We start from the raw sequence: 19,145 nt of genomic DNA on the forward strand, positions 1-19,145 counted from the left end.
GAGGGTTCAGGAACGCTTGTCCCCGGACTCCTCGGCGCGCTGCGCGTTCTTCTCCTTGATGCGCACGGCCTCCTTGCGCACCTCGGCCTGGGTGGCGCGCTCCTTCTGGAGCCACTCGGGGTTCTCCTGCTTGAGCGCCTCGATCTGCTCGGTGGTGAGCGCCTCGGTGACACCACCGCGGGCCAGGCCCGCGATGGAGACGCCCAGCTTCGCCGCGACCACCGGCCGGGGGTGCGGGCCGGTGCGGCGCAGCTCCTGGAGCCACTCGGGCGGGTCGGCCTGGAGCGCGTTCAGCTCGGTGCGCGAGACGACACCCTCCTGGAACTCTGCGGGGGTGGCCTCGAGGTACACACCCAGCTTCTTCGCCGCGGTCGCGGGCTTCATGGTCTGGGTGGTCTGGTGCGACGTCATGGTGCCAAGGGTAACGAGCGTGTGCGCCGCCTCCGACCATCACCGGTAACCTGGCGGAGTGACAGGCTCGGAAGCATCCCCCTCGTTCCGGCTCGCGTACGTCCCGGGCGTGACCCCCACCAAGTGGGTGCGGATCTGGAACGAGCGCCTGCCCGACATCCCGCTGACCCTGGTCGCGGTCTCCGCCGACGAGGTCTTCGACGTGCTGCGCGGCGGCGGTGCCGACGCCGGTTTCGTACGGCTGCCGGTCGACCGGACCGACCTCAGCGCCATCCCGCTCTACGCGGAGACGACCGTCGTCGTGGTCCCGAAGGACCACGTGGTCGCGGCGGTGGACGAGGTGTCCGCCGAGGACCTGGCCGACGAGATCGTGCTGCACCCCCTCGACGACACCCTCGACTGGGAGCGCCCGCCGGGGCAGCCCGCCTTCGAGCGACCCGCCACGACGGCCGACGCGGTCGAGCTGGTGGCGGCGGGCATCGGCCTGCTCGTCGTCCCGCAGTCGCTGGCCCGGCTGCACCACCGCAAGGACCTCACCTACCGGCCGGTGACCGGCACCCCGGAGTCCCGTGTCGCCCTGTCGTGGCCGCAGGAGCGGACCACCGACCTGGTGGAGGACTTCATCGGGATCGTCCGCGGCCGGACCGTCAACAGCTCCCGGGGCCGCGCCCAGACCCCGGCCAAGGCCGAGCCGAAGGCCAAGCGCCCGGACGCCTCCGCCGCCCGGCGCAAGCCCGCCGCGGGCAAGCCCGCCGGGAAGAACGCCCGCACCGGCGCCGGTGCGGGCGGCTCCAAGGGAGGCGCCAAGCGCGGCAGGCCCCGCCGCCGCTCCTAGCCCGAGGCCGTTGCCGCCCCGGCGTCCGTCACCGCGCCGACAGGTCCCGTACGGCCTGTTCGGACCAGTGCGGGTGCGCGCCGGGGCGCGACGCCAGATACGCGGCCACCGCGCCGTCGTCCCACGCCCCCGCCTCCGCCAGGCCCGCGGCCAGATGGCGGACGTAGGCGGCGGACGGCACGGTCGTCCGGACGTCACCCAGCCTCCAGGGAGCCGTGAAGGTGAGCACGGGAACCCCGTCGAGCCGCCCCGCACACACGAGGGTCTCGTACCGGCCGTCGCCGAGGGCCGTCCTTCCCCGCGCCAGCACCTCGGTCAGGTCGAGGTCGGTGCCCGGCTCCCGGTACATCTCCTGCGCGGCGATGTCGGCGAACTGGGGGGCCGTCAGGAGGTGGGCCCGTGCGAGCACACGCCCCTCGGCGTCGGGGTCGTAGAACGCCCGGCCGCCGCCCCAGACCGGCGACCGGGTGGCGAAGTACAGGGCGCCCGGCAGCTCCACGGGCACCGAAGCGGACGGCGGGCTGCGGTCGCGGCACCCGGGATGGACACGGGTCCCGCCGAGCGGCCGTCCACCGGCGAGGTAGCAGGAGAGCCGGTGCAGGAGCATGTTCGAGCCGTACGACGCGTACCAGACCCGGTGAGGCGTCAGATCGCCGAGCGGGCCCGGGGCGATGGCGCGCGCGGAGGTCATGGGAGCCGCCCGGCCCCCTCGTCGTCCAGGCTCCGCTCGAAGCACAGCCCCGGCCGGCCGCTCAGCTCGACCTCGCCGCGGGGTGTGAAACCGGTCCGGGCCAGGACGGCCCGCGAGGCGCCGTTGTCGAGGGTGGTCCTGGCCCGCAGCCCGGTCAGGCCGTACTCGGTGGCGGCCAGCGCGCAGGCCTCGCGCACACCCGCCGTGGCCAGTCCGCGCCCGGTGGCGCGCTGGGCGACGCGGTAGCCCAGTTCGGCCCGGCCGTCCGCCACGTCCACCAGGTTGAACCGCCCCAGCACCTCACCGTCCTGATCCACCAGCAGGTGGAAGTGGTGCAGCCCCGCTGCCTGTTCGTCGAGCAACTCCTGGTGGCGTGCGGCGAAGTGGGTGAAGTAGTCGTCGCCCCGGTCCGGTATCGACGCGGCGAAGTAGGCGCGGTTCTCCCGCTCGAAAGCGAGCAGGGCCGCGGCATGGCCGGGACGCAGGAGCTGGAGTCGTGGCATGGCGGGCATGCTACGCATCCGGCGCCGGGGCGGCGATCGCTTTGCGGGCCCCGCCGGAGCGTTGTGCGGGCCCCGCCGGACGGCTGTGCGGCCCTCACCGGATCGCCGCTCGGCCCTCGCCGCCGCCCGGTTGGCGCGGCGGCCGTGCGCAGCGACGGCTGGTTTGCCACCCTGTGGGAAGTGCGCAGGGGGTGCCCCGCGCCGCCGGAACCGGCCGTCGCGGCGGACCGGCTGGTCGGGTGATTCGGATCACCATGCCGTGGAAGCGGCGAATCACCGGACATCAGTGGAATGGAAACCACTGAGAGGGAAGGTGCGGGAGGTGCTTGAGTTCACTGATCCCCTCATCCATCTCGCCCGTCGGCGCCGGGAACCCGCGGTGGTCCAGGCCTTGCGCTCCACGGCCGCCGCCGTCATCTCCTACGTCGTGGCGCTCCAGCTCAGCAGTGAGCCGGCGCCCCTCACCGCCCCGCTGACGGCCCTGCTCGTCGTCCAGGTCACCCTCTACACCACGCTGATCACCGGAGTACGACGGGTGAACTCCGTGATCGCGGGCGTCCTGCTCGCCATCGGGTTCAGCGCCCTGGTGGGGCTGACCTGGTGGAGCCTGGGGCTCATCATCCTGGCGGCGCTGGTGATCGGGCGCTTCGTCAAGGCCGGGGAGTTCGTCCCCGAGGTCGCCATCAGCGCGATGCTCGTGCTCGGGGTGACCCGGGTGTCGGCCACCGCGTGGGACCGCGTCCTGGAGACCCTCATCGGCGCGGGCGTCGGCATGCTGTTCAACGTGCTGTTGGTGCCACCGGTGTGGGTGGAGTCCGCGGGCGAGGCCATCGAGGAGCTGGCCGCCCGGATGAAGCGGCTCCTGATCGACCTCGCGGAGGAGGTGGGCGGACACACGCCGGTCGCGCGGGCGGCGGCCCGCCTGCACGAGGCCCGCAGGCTCGACCACGACATCGTGCAGGTCGACGCCTCGCTGCGGCAGGCCGAGGACAGCCTGCGGTTCAACCCCCGGGTCAAGGAGGGGCTGCTGTCGCGGATCGTGCTGCGCACCGGACTGGACGCCCTGGAGATCTCCGCGGTGGTGCTGCGGGTGGTGTGCCGGTCGGTCACCGACCTCGCCAAGGAACGCACCGAGGAACACCTCTTCGAGCCGGAGACGGGGATGGCCCTGCGGGACGTCTTCGAGCACATGGCCCAGGCCGTGGAGAGCTTCGCCGTACTGATCACCACTCAGGTCAGGGCGAACGCCGAGGAGGCCGAGAACCGGTTCGCCGACGAGCTGGCCGCGGCCCGCGCCAGCCGCGAACGGGTCGCCGTCCTGCTGCTCGACCAGGTCCGGCGCGACCCCCGGCAGTGGCAGCTGCACGGCGCGCTGCTCGCGGAGGTGGACCGGATCCTGGACGAACTCGACGTGGAGAAACGTTCCCAGCGCCTGGTGGAGGAGCTCGACCGGCACTCCCGTGAACGCCGCGAGCGCTATCGCCTCCTCGGCCGGCTCCAACGCGGTCTGCGCCTGCGCGACTCGCGCCGCGCCGGCCGAGGAGTGTAGGGACGGCCGGGAAATAATCCCGTGCCCATCCCCGGGCCCGCCTCCTACACTCACACCGCGGCGGCCACTACGGTCCGCACACCGACCGGTTGAGGGGAGCGCGGCATGGGTGAGTACCCCGCCGTCGTCGTCCCCGCGTCGCGGTACGACGTGATCCTGGTGTCCGACTCGTTCCGGTGACCGCTGCGCGGCCGTCACCGGATGCCCGCGACGAACTCCCGGCCCCCGCCCGCACGGTGTGCCCCGTGCGGGCGGCGCGGTCACGGTGCCGACCCCGCTCTGCCGCTCCTGCCGCAACGGGGATCCGCCCTGCCCGCTCCAGGCCCCGAATCCCGTCCGGGAATCGCGCTGCCCAGACACACCGCATACCGAAAGGCCCCGGGCCGTGCGCACCAACCTCCGACCCCACTCCGTCCGTCCGCTGACCGCCGTACGCAACCTGGGCATCCTCGCCCACGTCGACGCCGGCAAGACCACCGTCACCGAACGCGTCCTGTACGCGACCGGCACCACCCACAAACGCGGTGAGGTCCACGACGGCACCACCGTCACCGACTTCGACCCGCAGGAGCGCGACCGCGGCATCACCATCTTCGCCGCGGCCGTGACCTGCGACTGGGACGGCCACCGGATCAACCTCATCGACACACCCGGCCATGTCGACTTCTCCGACGAGGTGGAGCGCTCGCTGCGCGTGCTGGACGGCGCCGTCGCCGTCTTCGACGCGGTCGCGGGCGTCGAGCCGCAGAGCGAGTCGGTGTGGCGGCAGGCCGACCGCCACCGGGTGCCCCGCATCGCGTTCGTGAACAAGCTGGACCGCGCGGGCGCCGACCTGGATACGGCGGTCGCCTCGATCCGGGACCGGCTGCACACCGTGCCGCTCGTCGTCCAGCTGCCCATCGGCAGGGAGGACGGCTTCACGGGCGTGGTCGACCTGGTGCGGATGCGCGCGCTCGTCCGGCCCGCGGGCGGCGGGGCGTACCGGCAGGGGCCGGTCCCCGACGGGCTGCGCGCGGAGGCGCTGCGGCGCCGCCGGTTGCTCGAAGAGACCGTGGCGGAGCTCCACCCCGTCGCCCTGGAGGAGTTCTGCGCCGCTGCGGCGCTGCGGGACGACACCCTGGCGACGGCCCTGCGCGACCTCACGCACGGGGGTGAGGGCGTCGTGGTGCTGTGCGGCTCGGCGTACCGCGACCGGGGGATCGAGCCGCTGCTCGACGCCGTGGTGGCCTATCTGCCGTCTCCGCTGGACGTGCCCGGCGTACGGGGCACCCGCGACGGGGCGCCGGTGGAGCGGGCCGCCGACCCGGCCGCGCCCTTCGCCGGTCTGGTCTTCAAGGTGACCGCGACCCCCACGGGCCGCCTCACCTATGTGCGGGTGTACGCCGGAACCGTAGAGAAGGGAGACACCGTGCTGGATGCCACGGCCGGGCGCACCGAGCGCGTGGGGCGCGTCCTGCGCGTCCGGGCGGACCGGAACACCGAGGTGGACCGGGCCGTGGCCGGGGACATCGTCGCCCTGGTCGGCCCCAGGTCGGCCCGCCCGGGCGCCACCCTGTGCGCCCCGGACGCGCCGGTGGTCTTCGAGCCGCCCTCCGTCGCGGCGCCCGTGGTGTCGGTGGCGGTCGAGGCCCGCGGGAGCCTGGACACCGGCAGACTGGCCACGGCGCTCGCCCAGCTGGTCGAGGAGGACCCCTCGCTGGCCGTGCGGACCGATCCGGAGACCGGGCAGACGGTGCTGTCCGGGATGGGCGAGCTGCATCTGGAGGTCGCGGTGGAGAAGATCCGGCGCGCCCAGAACCTGGAGCTCGGCGTCGGACGGCCGCAGGTCGCCTACCGCGAGACGGTCGCCCGTGGAGTGACCGGAATGCTGTACCGGCACGTCAAACAGGAGGGGGGAGCAGGTCAGTTCGCCCATGTCGTCCTCGACGTCGAGCCGCTCGACCCGGCCGCCGGAGCCACCGGTGGCGGCGCGGAGGGCTTCGTGTTCCGCTCGGCCGTCACGGGTGGGCGGGTGCCCCAGGAATACGTCCGCGCGGTCGAGGCCGGGTGCCGTGACGCGCTGGTGGAGGGACCCCTGGGCGGTCATCCGGTGACCGGGCTGCGGGTCACGCTGGCCGACGGCGCCACCCACTCCAAGGACTCCTCGGAGATGGCGTTCCGCACGGCGGGCCGGTTCGCGCTGCGCCAGGCTCTGCGGGCGAGCACGATGGCGCTCCTGGAACCGGTCGTCGAGGTCACGGTCACGGTGCCGGACAGTGCGGTCGGCGCGGTCCTCGGCGATCTGGCGGCCCGGCGCGGCCGGGTCGGCGGATCGGTCGTCCGGGCGGGCACCGCGGTGGTCACCGCGACCGTGCCGCTGGCCGAACTCTTCGGCTACGCGTCCCGGTTGCGCGGCCGCACCCGGGGGCGGGGCGCCTTCACCACCCGGCCCGTGGGGTACGCCCCCGTCCCGGCCGGGGTGGCGGACGCCCTGCTGACCCGCCAGCGCCGCACGGTACGGCCCCGCCCGAGGGCGGGGCCGTACCTTCCGGTCGGCCTCGATCCGGGGTTACTTGTTCTTGATCTGGACGCGCTTGATGTTCACCGGCAGCGTCGGGAACCCGTCCCCGGGCCCGTTCTGGTCGTCCTCGCCGCCCGCGGCGATCTTCTGCAACACGTCGAGTCCGTCCGTGACCTTCCCGAACGGCGTGTAGGCCGGGGAGAGTTTGGTGTCCTTCCAGACGAAGAAGAACTGGCTGCCGTTGGTGTTCGGCCCGGCGTTGGCCATCGCGACCGTACCGGCCGGATAGGTGGCGCCGGTGAGGTTCTCGTCGGGGAAGGAGTAGCCGGGGCCGCCGCTCCCGGTGCCGGTCGGGTCGCCGCACTGGAGCACGTAGATCCGGGCGGTGGTCAGCCGGTGGCAGTGCGAGCGGCTGAAGTAGTCGCGCTGCGCGAGGAACTTGAAGGAGTACGTGGTGCACGGGGCCTTGTCCGTCAGCGCCCGGAAGGTGATGGCGCCCTGGCCGGTGCGCAGGGTGGCGCTGTACGGCTTGGCGGCCTTCACCGGGTCGAAGACCGGTATCCCCTTGAAGTTGTCCGCGGGCACGGCCGGTGTGTAGGAGCAGGCCGCCGTGGGCGTGGGGGCCGTGGGGGAGGCGGCTGCGGCCCGCGTCGCGGCGCCGAGCGGTAACAGGGCGGCAGCGGCGAGCAGGGCGTACGGCTTACGGAGCACGAGACGGGTCCCTTTCGGATCGACACCGGACGGGCGTACCGGGGCCATGGGTGCGTGTCATGGCCGCCTCATCCTGCCCGCTGTGGCTAGCCCCATGCGCGGGTCCGGCCCCGACGGCCCCGGACCTGACGGCTCGCGGTCACGTCCGTACGGCGGTGTCCGGACGCCGGGGCCGCCGGGCGTCAAAGTCCGCTGCCGCAGCGGCAGTTGGCGGTTCAGGCCGCCCTCGCCCGACGTCGGTAGCCGCCGGGCGCCAAGCCGTACTCCCGCTTGAACGCCTTGGCGAAGGCGAACTCCGAGCTGTAGCCGGTGCGCGCCGCGACGGAGGTGAGCGGGGCGTCGCTCTCGCGCAGCAGACGGGCGGCCGTCGTCATGCGCCAGCGCGTCAGATACGCCATCGGGGGCTCGCCCACCAGCGCGGCGAACCGCCGGGCGAACGCGGCCCGGGACAGCCCGGCCCGCTCGGCCAGCGACTCCACCGTCCACGCCGCCGAGGGATCCGAGTGGAGGGCCGACAGGGCCGGGGCCACCGCCGGGTCGCTCAGGGCCGCCGCCCAGCCCCGGGCCGAGGCCGCGGACTGTTCCTCCAGCCAGGCACGCAGAATGTAGAGCAGCAGGGAGTCGATGAGCGTGGGCACGATGCCGTCGGAACCGATGCGCGGGTTCTCCAGCTCGGAGCCGAGGAGCTGGACGGCGGCGCTCAGTTCGGGGTGGCGGCCGTGCCGCGTCCGCAGATGGATCACCTCGGGCAGTTGACGCACCAAGGGGTGCGCACGGCCCTGGTCGAGGTGGTAGTTGCCGCAGAGCAGACGTGTCTCGGGGCCCCCTCCGCCGACCGTGACCGAGCCGATCGGTGAACTCTGCGCGCACTGCTCGGCCCTGGCCTCCTCCGCCACCGTCGCGGGGTGGTCGGCGAGGATGTGGCCGCGCCCGTCCCGCAGGAAGACCACGTCGCCGGGGCTCAGCGGGATCGGTTCGAGATGCGCTGGCGCGTCCTCCAGCGGGACCAGCCAGCACGTCCCGTACAGCACCACATGGAACCCGGCGCCCGCGACCGGTGGCAGCCGCAGGCCCCAGGGGGCGCGGCCGTGGGTGCGTACGGACGTCGGATGTCCCGTGCGCATCGAGGCCAGCGCCTCGGTCAGGATGTCCATCCGGCCTCGCCCTCCCTGGTGGTCCCTCGGTCAGACCGTCAGGACAATCTTGCCCTGTACATGTCCCGCGCCGACCAGCTCGTGCGCCTTGGCGGCCTCCTCCAGCGGGAAGGTCTCCTCCACGTACGGACGGATCAACCCCGCGTCGACCAGCTCGGCGATCGCCTCCAGTGCCGCGTGGTCCGGCTCCACCGAGATGCCCGCGAAGCGCCGCCCGGCCGCCTCGACGCGCGCGGCCAGTCCGGCGTCGCCGTGTTCCAGGATGGAGACGAGCGTGCCGCCCGGGCGCACCGCCCCCAGCGAGAGGTCGCCCTGGGCCGTGGAGTCGAAGACGATGTCCGCGTCCTTGACGGCCTCGGTGAAGTCGGTGGTGCGGTGGTCGATGACCTCGTCGGCGCCGAGGCCGCGTACGAAGTCGTGCCGGGCCGTACTGGCCAGGGCGATCACATGGGCGCCGTGCGCCTTGGCGATCTGCACGGCGAAGTGGCCGACACCCCCGGCCGCCCGGTGGATCAGCACCCGGTCACCGCCCTTGACGCCCGCCGCCCGCACCAGGCCCTGCCAGGCCGTGAGTGCCGCCAGCGGGATGGCGGCCGCGTGCACATGGTCCACCGAGGCGGGCTTGCGGGCCACCTGACGGGACGGGACCACGACGTACTCGGCGTAGCCGTTGGCGGCGCGCGGGAAGTACGGCATCCCGTACACCTCGTCGCCCTCCTTGAACCGGGCGCCGGGACCGGCCTTCACGACCACACCGGATATGTCCCAGCCGACGCCGAACGGCGGCTCGCCCAGCAGCGGGTAGGCCCCGGACCTGACGGCCAGGTCCACCGGGTTGACGGCGCTGGCGTGCACCTTGACAAGGAGCTCGCCGCCCAGCGGCTCGGGACGCCCGGTCTCCACCACCTTCAGGACCTCGGGACCGCCGAAGGACTTCTGGATCACTGCGCGCACGGTAACTCTCCAACTCTCCCCGGGGGGTGTTCTCCTGCTCGATGTCCGCAACCCTAGGGAGATCGAATGAGCCGCGGAATGGCCTTCCGTCTCGCCCGCATGTCCCAGCGTCTCGCCGCCCGGTCGTCCCGGTGCACGCAAGGAGGTTCGACGACGGAATCTCAGCGCGTCCGGGGTGTGTCGCCCGGCTCCCAGCGCTGCTGGTACCGGGCGGCCGAGGCGCCCGCGGCGAAGGCGGCCGAGGCCGCGGGGGAGGTGCCCACCCGCCAGTCGATCTCCTTCACCGCCTGGTACCAGATGACACCGATGACATCGCGGTGGCGGGGCAGCGCGCGGAACATTCCGGTGATCCACTCGGCCTTGCGCCCGGCGGCGTCGGTGGCGCCCACCTCGGTGATGACCAGCGGCTTGCGGGTGAAGCGGCGCAGCTCCCTGAACGAGGGGGTGAACAGGGCCTCGAAGGACTGGTAGTTCTCCTTGCCCACGGTGCCGTAGTACCCGGAAAGGCCCACCCAGTCCACATAGGCGTCCCCGGGGTAGAGGCGCCTGAGCGGAGTGGAGTTGGTGTAGCTGACGTTGGGGCTCCACACCCACACCGCGTTGTGCGCGCCCGCCGCGTCGAAGATGCGGTGGATGTGGCGCCACGCCGCCACGTACTCACCGCGCCCGTTGCCGTTGGACTGCTCGCACCACGGGTACCAGTAGCCGTTCATCTCGTGGGCGAAGCGGATCGCCACGGGGTAGCCGAGCGAGGCGATCCCGCGCGCCCAGGAGCGTACGTACGCGTCGAAGGCGCCGTCCACGATCCGCGACAGACGGTACGCGGGCTGCTCGCCGCGCAGCTTCGGCTCCTCGGCCTCCTCGCGGTGGTCCCACGGCTCCCAGGCGACCATCGGCAGCATGCCCCGCGCGGCCACCCGGTTCAGCGCCGACGCGTCGAAGCGGTCGTGCGCCCAGTCCGCCGAGAACTCGAAGACCTGCGGCCGGTGCCGGGTCCGGCGGGCGAAGTCGGCGGCCTCGGTGAAGTCATGAGTGCCCTGGGAGGTGAAGACACCCAGGAACGCCTTTCCGGGGGCGGGGAAGGGCGTCGCGGAGCGGCGGGCCGCCTCGGCGCTCGGCAGCCGGGTGGTCGGGGGCAGCACGGCGTCGGCGCGGGCCGCCGCCGCGCGCCGGCCCCGGTCCGCGACGTCGGGGGCCACCTGGAAGGTGTACCAGCACAGGACGACGGCACAGAGCAGGACGAGCACCCTCGGCACGGTCACCCTCACCGCTCGGCCCTCGCCGTGCGCAGCCGGGCGGAGAGGCTGTCGGCCAGGGCGAGGAGCGGTGGCGCCGAACCCGCCGCCAGGCACAGCAGCGTCCACACCCGCATGCCGGTGTAGTCGTGGTGGTGTACGAAACTGACCATCAGCAGGCCCCCGGCAACCAGCGCCCACAGCAGATGCAGCCGGAACGTGCGCGGCGACTCGGAGCTGCGCAGCTCGCCCTTGGCGGTGACGACGTACGCGAGCGGCCGCCGCAGCAGGGCGTTGACCGCGGCCGCGATGTACACCGGCCCGGCGAACAGGGTCAGCAGGATTCCCGCCGTCCCGATCTCGCGCCGCTCGTGCTCGGCGAGGTGGAACCGGCGCAGCCACAGCCACAGTCCGAACGAACCGGCCATGCCGGCCGACCACAGCAGGAACCAGGGCAGCCCCGGCAGTTGAATCGACTCCACCCCCAGCAGCATGTACAGAGCGGTGGCGAGGGTGCCGAGCGCCAGGTTCACGGCGATGCTCGGGTAGTAGAACTGCACCAGGTCGTACAGCAGCCGCTGGCGGGGCCTGAGCCGGATGCCGTGCCGGAGGCGGGGGTTGAGCTTGATCTCCCAGATGCCGTACGCCCAGCGCTTCTGCTGGTTGAAGTAGTCGGTCCATGTCGTGGGGCCCTCGCCCACGGCCACCACGTCCGGGGTATAGACGCCCCTCCAGCCGTTTCCGGTCAGGGGGTTGCGGGTGCCGTGCACGCGCATGCTCGTCAGGTGGTCCTCGATGATCGAGTCCTGGTACCCCCCGATCTGGCGCCAGGCGGCGACCCGGTAGAGGTGGTTGGTGCCGATCAGCAGGGGTGCGTCCAGGCCGTTGCCGCCCCGCTCGACGATGCTGCTGAAGAGGTACTGCTGCACGGACGCGCCGTGGGCGACCCAGTTGTCGTACGCGTTGCCGTAGACCTGGGGGGCGACGACGAACGCGGTGTCGGGGTCGTGGAAGTAGCCGAGGGTCCGTTCCAGGAAGCACGGCAGCGGCACGTGGTCCGGGTCCATCTGCGCCACCACGTCGTACCGGTCCTCGTGCTCGGCGCGCCACGCGTTGTGGTTCCCGGACTTGGTGCGGGTGCGGAACGGGCCGGAGGGCTGGTTGTACTCGGGGCGGTTCCTGCGGCTGAAGTGGTGGACGCCCAGGCGCGCGGCCATCTGCCGGACCGCCGGGTCGTCGCCCTCGTCCAGGATCCACACGTCCACCGCGCAGTCCCAGCGCTCCACCTCCAGCATCGCGCGCAGGGTGCGCTGGACGACGGCGAGGGGCTCCTTGGCGGGCACGATCGTCGTCAGCAGGGCGACCCGCAGCTTGGCGGGCGGGGTCATGGGAATGGGATCGCGCGCCCGGAAGGCGAACACCCAGATCGCCGCCGTCTGCACGACTTTGATCGCCTCGACCACGATGACCAGGCAGAACCCGATCCGGGCCAGACACAGCCCGCAGCCGCCCAGACCTGTCACACCGGGCCCCGGCACATGCTCGGGCAGGAGGAGCCAGCCGATGAAGGCGAGATCGGCGAGCGCGGTCGCGGTGACCAGAGCCGTGAGCGAGATCCGGTCACCGGTGCGCAGGACGGAGAGGTACGCCACCGTCCGGCGCGGGTTGGCCAGCGGACCGCAGCCGCGGGCCGCACGCCGGTAGGCGGTGACGGCCGACGCGTTGCGCCGGGCCCGCTTCTCGGCGCGCGCATCCAGCCGGGACGGATATCCGGACATGTCTCCCCCTGCTGACCGACACGATTGCGATCGTGTGAACAGGCCGCTACTTATGGTGAAGAGGACAACCGTCGGCCGGTGTCCGGTTCCCGCCCCTCGGCGTGCTCGGTTGTTCGGGCGCGCGTCACAGGCGCACGGCGTAGAGCGCGCTGTCGTCGCAGCCGAAATACACCGTGTCCTCGGTGACGGTGGGCGCGTGCACCGGGGCCGGGGCGAGATGGCTCCAGAGCTGCCGGCCCGTGGCCGCGTCCAGCGCGTAGAGCCTGCTGTCGTCGCTGCCCGCGTACACCGCGGCGCCCGCCACCGCCGGGGCGTGCACCTCGCCCGCCGCCAGGAAGGACCAGCGGGTCCTTCCGGTGGCCGCCTCCAGTGCGTACACCCGCTTGCCGCCCCCCGCGTACACCAGCCCCCGCGCGACCACGGGCCCGGCGCCGACGGACGCGCCCTGGAAGCGCCAGACCTGCCGACCACTGCCCGCGTCGACCGCGTACAGGCCGCCGTCGGTGCTGGCGAAGTGGACCAGGCCGCCCGCGACGGCCGGGATGCCGGAGACGGCGCCACGGGTGGTGAAGGCCCACCGCTTCTCGCCGGTGGCGGCGTCCACCGCGTACAGCTGCGTGTCACTGCTGCCCACGTACACCGACTCGCCCGACACGGCCGGGGAGTGGGTGTCGTTGCCCGCGCTGAAGGCCCACCGGCGCTCGCCGGAGGCCACGTCCACGGCATGGAGGCGGTGGTCGGCGCTGCCGACGTAGACGACCCCGCCGGTCACCACCGGGGTGTGGACGATGCCCCGCGTCGCGTACCGCCAGCGGATCGCCCCCGAGCGTGCGTCGAAGGCGTACAGGACGCGGTCGTCGCCCCCCAGGTAGACGCCGCCGCCCAGCACGGCGGGCGCGGAGCCGATGGCCCCGCCGGTGGTGTACGCCCAACCACGGCGCCCGTCCGCCGCGTTCAGCGCGTACAGCGTGCCGTCGTTGCTCGCCGCGTAGACCAGGTCGCCCGCCACTCTCGGATACGACAGGACCGTGCCCGTGGTCGCGAAACGCCAGCGCGTCGATCCCGCCCCGGCCGCGCCCCCGCCGTGCGACAGCGCCCACCCGGCCGCCGCCGCACCACCGGCCGCGAGGACCCCGACGGCCGAGTACAGCACCCGCCGACGGCCCACCGGCCGCTCCGGTGGGAGTACGGGGGGCGGGGTCGCGGGGACGGGCGGACCGAACACCGGGGTCGGGGTGTCCGGCAGAGCCGGTGCCGTGTCCTCGCCCTGCCAGGGCTCGGGCAGCCAGCCCGGCGCGAGCAGCTCCCCCGGCGGGCGCCCGCCGGTCAGGGCGTGCATCAGCGCGGGCAGCTCCGGGCGGTCGGCGGCCTGCTTCGCCAGGCACCGGGCGACCAGGTCGCGCAGCCCCACGGGCACCGCCTGGAGATCGGGCTCCTCGTTCACCACCCGGTACAGCAGCGCCGGCACCGACGCCTCCCCGAACGGGCTGGTCCCCGTCGCCGCGTACGCCAGCACCGACCCCAGCGAGAACACGTCGGTGGACGGCCCGACCGGCAGCCCCTGGATCTGCTCGGGCGACATGTAGCCCGGCGAGCCGATCGTGGTCCCGGTCAGGGTGAGGCCGCTGTGCTCGCAGAGCCGGGAGATCCCGAAGTCGATCACGCGCGGCCCGTCCTGGGCGAGCAGCACGTTGGCGGGCTTGAGGTCGCGGTGGATGAGGGAGGCGCCGTGGATGGCGGTGAGCGCCTCCACCAGTGCCGCCCCGAGTGCCCTGACCGAACGCTCGGGGAACGGACCGCTCTTGTGCACCGCCTGATGGAGCGAGGGGCCCGGGATGTAGGCCGTGGCCAGCCACGGCCGGGGCCCCTCGGGGTCGGCGTCGACCACCCCGGCCGTGAAGAAGCCGCTCACGGCACGGGAGGCGATGACCTCGCGGGCGAACCGCTGCCGGAACGCCGGTTCCTGGACGTACTCCGGCCGGATGACCTTGACGGCGACCTTCCGGCCTCCGGGGGAGTATCCGAGGTAGACCCGGCCCATGCCGCCGCTGCCCAGCCGGGCGACCAGCCGGTACGGCCCCACGGCGGCCGGGTCGTCGGACTCCAACGGCTCCAAGGCGCCCCCCGGGTCGCATCCTGGACGTCACCACGTCGCTCGTCGCACAGCGTAGCTCCGCTCAGGCGGCGACGCCGACCCCCGGAGCCACGAACCGGCGGTGCAGCGGCAGCAGTCGGGTGTCCGGCAGGCCGGTGACGCCGGCCTTCTCCACGGCGGGCGCGAGCCGTTCGCCGAACGCCCTCGCGGACCGGACGGGGCAATTCTCGCCGCGGGGGTCCGTTTCCGGACACCCCTGCCGAGGGCGCGCGGCAGCGTACGGAAGCACATGCGCCGGTCGTCACGCCCCCTCGGCCGGCCGCCTGGCCCTCACCCGGACGGCCGCTCCCCGGCGCTTCCACGGGTCAGGCCGCCACCCGTCCAGCGGCTGTCGGCGCGCCACGGCGCCGGGCGGGCGCGAGCCTGGGGCTGTAGCCCGCCGCCCCCCTTCCAGGAGAACCCGTGCCCTCTCCCCGACGTCTGCTCCCCGGCGCGCTCGCGGCCGCCGTCCTCGCGCCGGCCCTGCCCGCCGTGGCGGCCGCCGCCGAGGGCCCCGTGCCCGGAGCGGTCCGGACGAGCCGGGTGGAGTGGGCCGACGGGGCCTTCCGTTCCGTCTGCGGCGCCCGCCGAGGCGCCGCGCCCGACCGCCGCACCTTCCGGTTCTTCGGGGAGGCCGGGGTCGAGGCGGTGGCCTCGCGCATCACCCGCGACCAGCAGGGGACCGTGCTGTGGACCGGCCACCTCACGGACCGCCCCGACCGGCCCGTGACCCTCGCCGTCGACGGGGCGTGCGGCCAGGGCCCGCCCAGAGTGGCCGGGGAGGTGCATCTGGGCAGCAGGCGATACGTGATCGACGCGGACCGCGTGGGCTCCTCCACCGTGCGCGAGCTGACCTACGCCCGGACGGCACCCCGGCACGACGACGCCGTACGGGTCCGGGCCCCGAGGGGAACCCGGCCCGTGCACCCCCCGCCCCGGCAGCCCGGACGCGAGCCGCGGGCCGCCGTCACCGCCCCCGTCATCGATCTGCTCATCGGCTACACCCCGCACACCGTCAGCAACACCGAGGGCGGGGCCGAGGCGCTCGATCTGAAGGTGAAGGCCGCGGTCGCGGGCACCAACGCCGCCTACTCCGAGAGCACCGTCACCGCCCGGCTCAATCTGCTGGGAACCTTCACCACCAAGGAGTGGCCGGGCGACGACAGCGACCCCGAGGGCATCACCTACGCCCTGTCGGACCCCGAGAACCCGCGCTACGCGGGCGCGTTCGCCGTCGACGCGCGGGGGCAGCGGGACGCCAGGGGCGCCGACCTGCTGCACGTGCTCACCCAGTTCACTCCCCGCCCGGGCGCCGTCTACACGGCCGGCACGGCCAACACCCCCACGCTGCCCCGGATCACCCCGGGCGCCTCGGCGGGCAGCGCGGGCGAGGCCTTCGGCTCCCAGCAGGCCGACACCCTCGGGATCTACCACCTCGCCCACGAGATCGGGCACAACTTCGGCCTCAACCACGACTACGTCACCGACCCGGTCGACCGCGCCGACCCCCGCTACCGGCCCGTCAACCTCAACCCGTACTACCCCGACAACCACGGCTACCTGCCCGCCGACCGCACCTGGACGGACATCATGGGGTACACCCTGTCGTGCGCGGACGCGGCCAGGTGCGAGACGAAGCTGTGGTTCTCCAACCCCCTCCAGACGTACGCGAACGCGCCCCGGGGTGTGCCGCTGGGGCAGCCCGGGCCCGCCGACTGCGTCCGGGTCATGAACCTCACCGGCCCGGTCCTCGCCAACTACCGCACACCGCCCGCGCCCAAGGCCCCGGCCGCCCGGTACGCGCTCACCGCCGCTCCGGACGACCCCGCCCACGGCGCCGTGACAGTGGCCGCGACCGGCTTGTTCGACAAGGGCGACCAGGTCACCGTGGCTGCCGTCGCCAAGGCGGGCTACCGCCTCGACCACTGGACCGTGGACGGCCGGGTCCAGCCCGCCCGGACGGGCGAGCTCGCCGTCACGATGGACGGCGACCACTATGTGACGGCCCGGTTCGTCCCGGTGGCGACGACCACGCCCCCGCCCGCGCCGCCTCCGACCGGGACCGCGGCCGCCGGCGCGCCGAGCGCGTCCCCCGCCCCCACCCCCACCGACTGAACGGACCCCCCCATGCGCCTTCGGCAGACACTCGGCGCCGCCTCGGCCGCCGCCGCCCTCACCCTGACCGCCGCCGCCCAGCCCGCGGCGGCCGAAAGCGTGGCGGTGGGGGTGGTCACCGGTTTCACGGCGGCCACCGGCTCCTCCGCGTCCCGGGCGGTGACGTACGTCCCGACGTGGGTGCCCGCGGGTGCCGTGGTCGCCGTCAACGAATCCGCCGACGACACCCTCAGCCGCTTCGAGCTGAGCCTCAAGGGCGTCCTGCCCAACCACACCTACGGCGCCCATGTGCACCGGATGCCGTGCGGCGCCGACCCCGACGACTCCGGGCCCCGCTACCAGAACCGGCCCGACCCCGTTCAGCCCTCCACCGACCCCGCGTACGCCAACTCCCGCAACGAGGTGTGGCTCGACCTGACCACCGACGCGAAGGGCGACGGGAAGTCCACCGCGCAGGTCGCCTGGCGCATCCGGCCGGGCGAGGCGAGCTCGCTGGTCGTCCACGAGAAGGTCACGGCCACCGAGCCCGGGCAGGCGGGGACCGCCGGTGCGCCGCTGGCCTGTGTCAACGTGCGCTTCGCGCCCGATCTGGGCGCGCTGACGCGTCCGGGCCTGTTCGGCGCGGTGACGCGGCCGGGCCCGTGGGCGCCGCTAGCCTCGCTCCATGACTGACACCTTTGAGCACAACCCCCGGGTGTGGACCGCGGCGCGCCTGCGCGAGGCACTGAAGGGGCTGCCGGACGACACCCCGATCCACGTCGGTGTCGCGGACGGACCGGGCGACTTCGCCGGGTACAGCGAGTACGCGCTGGTCGACCTGGAGCCGGTCGAGAAGGACGACGACGCGCACGCCGGTGTGGAGTACACCCTCTTCGCGGACTTCAAGGCCGGGCAGTACCACTTCGACCTGGACTGAGCCGGGCTACTCGAAGCGCGAGGTGTCGCCCGCCCCGCGGCGGACGATCTCGGCCGTACCGCCGGAGAAGTCGATGACGGTGGTCGGCTCGGTGCCGCAGTCGCCCGAGTCGATCACGGCGTCCACCACGTGGTCGAGGCGCTCCTTGATCTCCCAGCCCTGTGTCATCGGCTCGTCCTCGTCGGGCAGGAGCAGGGTGCTGGAGAGCAGCGGCTCGCCCAGGTCGGCGAGCAGGGCCTGGGTGACGGTGTGGTCCGGGATGCGCACTCCGACGGTCTTCTTCTTGGGGTGCAGCAGCTGGCGCGGCACCTCCCTGGTCGCGGGCAGGATGAAGGTGTAACTGCCCGGTGTCGCGGACTTGATGGCCCGGAACACGTCGTTGTCGATCTGCACGAACTGGCCGAGCTGCGCGAACGTCTCGCACACCAGGGTGAAGTGGTGCCGGTCGTCGAGCCTGCGGATCGACCGGATGCGGTCGATGCCGTCCCGGTTGCCGAGCTGGCACCCCAGGGCGTAGCAGGAGTCCGTCGGGTACGCCACGAGGGCGCCGGAGCGGATGCTGTCGGTCACGCTGCTGATGGTGCGCCGCTGCGGGTTGTCGGGGTGCACGTCGAAGTACTTCGCCATCCGCCGAGTCTACGGGCCGCGCCCCGGGAGTTCCCGGGGCGCCCCTTCACGCGTAGGGGTGGTGTGCGGATCGCGGTGTGAGCAGCACTCCTGTGCGTACCGCCGCGGGGTGCGATCGCGGGTGTGTGCTCAGGGGCGGGGCCCGAGGGCCCCGACCACCAGGTCCGCGAGGAGGCGGCCCGCCGTGCCGTCCGGGTCGAGGTCGGGGTCGTAGATGGTGAGGTTGAAGCCCGCGCACCGCTCCGACCGGACCAGGGCGTCCAGGAGTGCGGCGAGTTCGTCGGGCATCAGCCCGCCCGGGTCGGGGCTGTCGACGGCGGGCATCACGGCCGGGTCGAGGACGTCGGCGTCCAGATGCACCCAGAACCCGTCGAGCACGTCCGTCTCCAGGGACCGGCGGACCGAGGCGCCGATCTCCGCCGGGCCCCACTCCCGGATCTGCCCGACCGTGGCCGTGGGGATCCTCAGGGCCGCGAACTCCGCGAGGTCCTCGTCGCCGTCCCGCATGCCCAGGATCCGGACGTCCTCGTCGCGTACGTACGGGCGCAGCCCTTCCAGGTCGGTCAGGTCGCTCTGGCCGCGCCCGGTGCCCAGGGCCAGCTCCTCGCCGCCGGCCGCACCGATCCGGTCGGAGTTGCCCGGGTGGCGGAAGTCCGCCGAGCCGTCGATGACCACCAGCCCGTACCGTCCGGTGCGGCGCAGCGCCAGCGAGGCGCCCAGCTGGATGGAGCAGTCCCCGCCGAGCACCACGGGGAAGTCACCGGCCCGGACGTGGTGTTCGACGCGGTCGGCGAGCTTGCGCGTGTACGCGGCGATGGCGGCGGCGTTGAAGACGCCGTCGCCCTCCTGCCAGTCGCCGCGGTCGTAGCGCGGCGGGACCACCACCCCGCCCTCGTACGCCCCGAGCCGCCGCACGATGCCGAACTCCCGCATGGCGCCGGCGAGTTTGCAGCAGCCGGGGACCGTGCCCGGGGCGGGCGGACGCAGGCCGAGGTTGGACGGGGCGTCGATGACCACGAGACGTCGCATGCC

At 73.5% G+C, this 19,145-nt stretch carries 16 protein-coding genes and 1 pseudogene; 6 read left to right on the forward strand and 11 right to left on the reverse strand.

The annotated features are described in order from the left end of the window. Positions 1 to 6: 6 nt before the first annotated feature. On the reverse strand, positions 7 to 411 hold the full coding sequence (locus tag ACZ4MU_RS28555; protein ID WP_467881994.1) for a DUF5997 family protein: 405 nt from the start codon (positions 409 to 411) through the stop codon (positions 7 to 9). 58 nt (positions 412 to 469) lie between these two features. On the opposite strand from ACZ4MU_RS28555, the gene ACZ4MU_RS28560 reads away from it, so the two are divergent. Next, the gene (locus ACZ4MU_RS28560) at positions 470 to 1,246 is read left to right on the forward strand and encodes a LysR family transcriptional regulator substrate-binding protein (RefSeq protein WP_467881996.1); all 777 of its coding nucleotides are present in this window, start codon (positions 470 to 472) and stop codon (positions 1,244 to 1,246) included. A gap of 28 nt (positions 1,247 to 1,274) precedes the next feature. Here the strand turns inward: ACZ4MU_RS28560 and ACZ4MU_RS28565 are convergent, their stop codons facing one another. After that, entirely contained in the window at positions 1,275 to 1,937 is a 663-nt protein-coding gene (locus tag ACZ4MU_RS28565; RefSeq protein ID WP_467881998.1) for a histone deacetylase, read from the reverse strand. Continuing rightward, positions 1,934 to 2,440, reverse strand: coding sequence for a GNAT family N-acetyltransferase (locus tag ACZ4MU_RS28570; protein WP_467882000.1), 507 nt, complete (start codon positions 2,438 to 2,440; stop codon positions 1,934 to 1,936). Before ACZ4MU_RS28570 ends, ACZ4MU_RS28565 begins: the two co-directional genes overlap by 4 nt. Positions 2,441 to 2,762: 322 nt before the next feature. Between ACZ4MU_RS28570 and ACZ4MU_RS28575 the strand changes: the two genes are divergently transcribed. Further along, positions 2,763 to 3,989 (forward strand): FUSC family protein, encoded by a 1,227-nt coding sequence (locus ACZ4MU_RS28575; RefSeq protein ID WP_467882002.1) that lies wholly within the window; start codon positions 2,763 to 2,765, stop codon positions 3,987 to 3,989. A 385-nt stretch (positions 3,990 to 4,374) separates the two neighbouring features. After that, positions 4,375 to 6,468 (forward strand): annotated as a pseudogene (fusA, locus tag ACZ4MU_RS28580) (elongation factor G); the annotation flags it as partial. A 69-nt stretch (positions 6,469 to 6,537) separates the two neighbouring features. Here fusA and ACZ4MU_RS28585 read toward each other — a convergent pair. The 6 genes from ACZ4MU_RS28585 to ACZ4MU_RS28610 form a co-directional block, all read right to left on the reverse strand. Next, complete coding sequence (locus ACZ4MU_RS28585) at positions 6,538 to 7,248, reverse strand: peptidylprolyl isomerase (protein WP_467882117.1); 711 nt, start codon at positions 7,246 to 7,248, stop codon at positions 6,538 to 6,540. Between the two features lie 167 nt (positions 7,249 to 7,415). Then, the gene (locus tag ACZ4MU_RS28590) at positions 7,416 to 8,354 is read right to left on the reverse strand and encodes an AraC family transcriptional regulator (RefSeq protein ID WP_467882004.1); all 939 of its coding nucleotides are present in this window, start codon (positions 8,352 to 8,354) and stop codon (positions 7,416 to 7,418) included. A gap of 30 nt (positions 8,355 to 8,384) precedes the next feature. Continuing rightward, positions 8,385 to 9,308, reverse strand: coding sequence for an NADP-dependent oxidoreductase (locus ACZ4MU_RS28595; RefSeq protein WP_467882006.1), 924 nt, complete (start codon positions 9,306 to 9,308; stop codon positions 8,385 to 8,387). A 161-nt stretch (positions 9,309 to 9,469) separates the two neighbouring features. Continuing rightward, positions 9,470 to 10,576 (reverse strand): glycoside hydrolase family 26 protein, encoded by a 1,107-nt coding sequence (locus ACZ4MU_RS28600; protein WP_467882008.1) that lies wholly within the window; start codon positions 10,574 to 10,576, stop codon positions 9,470 to 9,472. Beyond that, positions 10,573 to 12,321, reverse strand: coding sequence for a glycosyltransferase family 2 protein (locus ACZ4MU_RS28605; RefSeq protein ID WP_467882009.1), 1,749 nt, complete (start codon positions 12,319 to 12,321; stop codon positions 10,573 to 10,575). The genes ACZ4MU_RS28600 and ACZ4MU_RS28605 overlap by 4 nt, the downstream gene beginning before the upstream one ends. Before the next feature lie 124 nt (positions 12,322 to 12,445). Beyond that, the gene (locus ACZ4MU_RS28610; protein WP_467882010.1) at positions 12,446 to 14,437 is read right to left on the reverse strand and encodes an outer membrane protein assembly factor BamB family protein; all 1,992 of its coding nucleotides are present in this window, start codon (positions 14,435 to 14,437) and stop codon (positions 12,446 to 12,448) included. 441 nt (positions 14,438 to 14,878) lie between these two features. Here ACZ4MU_RS28610 and ACZ4MU_RS28615 point away from each other — a divergent pair, with 441 nt between their 5' ends. From ACZ4MU_RS28615 to ACZ4MU_RS28625, 3 genes are read left to right on the forward strand one after another with little or no spacing between them, the layout of a single operon-like run. Continuing rightward, positions 14,879 to 16,570 carry a reprolysin-like metallopeptidase gene (locus ACZ4MU_RS28615; RefSeq protein ID WP_467882012.1) on the forward strand — a complete coding sequence of 564 codons (1,692 nt, stop codon included), beginning with the start codon at positions 14,879 to 14,881 and terminating at the stop codon, positions 16,568 to 16,570. 12 nt (positions 16,571 to 16,582) lie between these two features. Beyond that, complete coding sequence (locus tag ACZ4MU_RS28620) at positions 16,583 to 17,242, forward strand: superoxide dismutase family protein (RefSeq protein WP_467882014.1); 660 nt, start codon at positions 16,583 to 16,585, stop codon at positions 17,240 to 17,242. Next, entirely contained in the window at positions 17,235 to 17,486 is a 252-nt protein-coding gene (locus ACZ4MU_RS28625) for a DUF6225 family protein (protein ID WP_467882016.1), read from the forward strand. The genes ACZ4MU_RS28620 and ACZ4MU_RS28625 overlap by 8 nt, the downstream gene beginning before the upstream one ends. 6 nt (positions 17,487 to 17,492) lie before the next feature. Here ACZ4MU_RS28625 and ACZ4MU_RS28630 read toward each other — a convergent pair whose 3' ends face one another. Beyond that, the gene (locus tag ACZ4MU_RS28630; protein ID WP_467882018.1) at positions 17,493 to 18,113 is read right to left on the reverse strand and encodes an L-threonylcarbamoyladenylate synthase; all 621 of its coding nucleotides are present in this window, start codon (positions 18,111 to 18,113) and stop codon (positions 17,493 to 17,495) included. Between the two features lie 129 nt (positions 18,114 to 18,242). Continuing rightward, positions 18,243 to 19,142 carry an arginase family protein gene (locus ACZ4MU_RS28635; protein ID WP_467882020.1) on the reverse strand — a complete coding sequence of 300 codons (900 nt, stop codon included), beginning with the start codon at positions 19,140 to 19,142 and terminating at the stop codon, positions 18,243 to 18,245. Positions 19,143 to 19,145 lie beyond the last annotated feature (3 nt).

This window comes from Streptomyces sp. NPDC026377, from assembly GCF_055567715.1.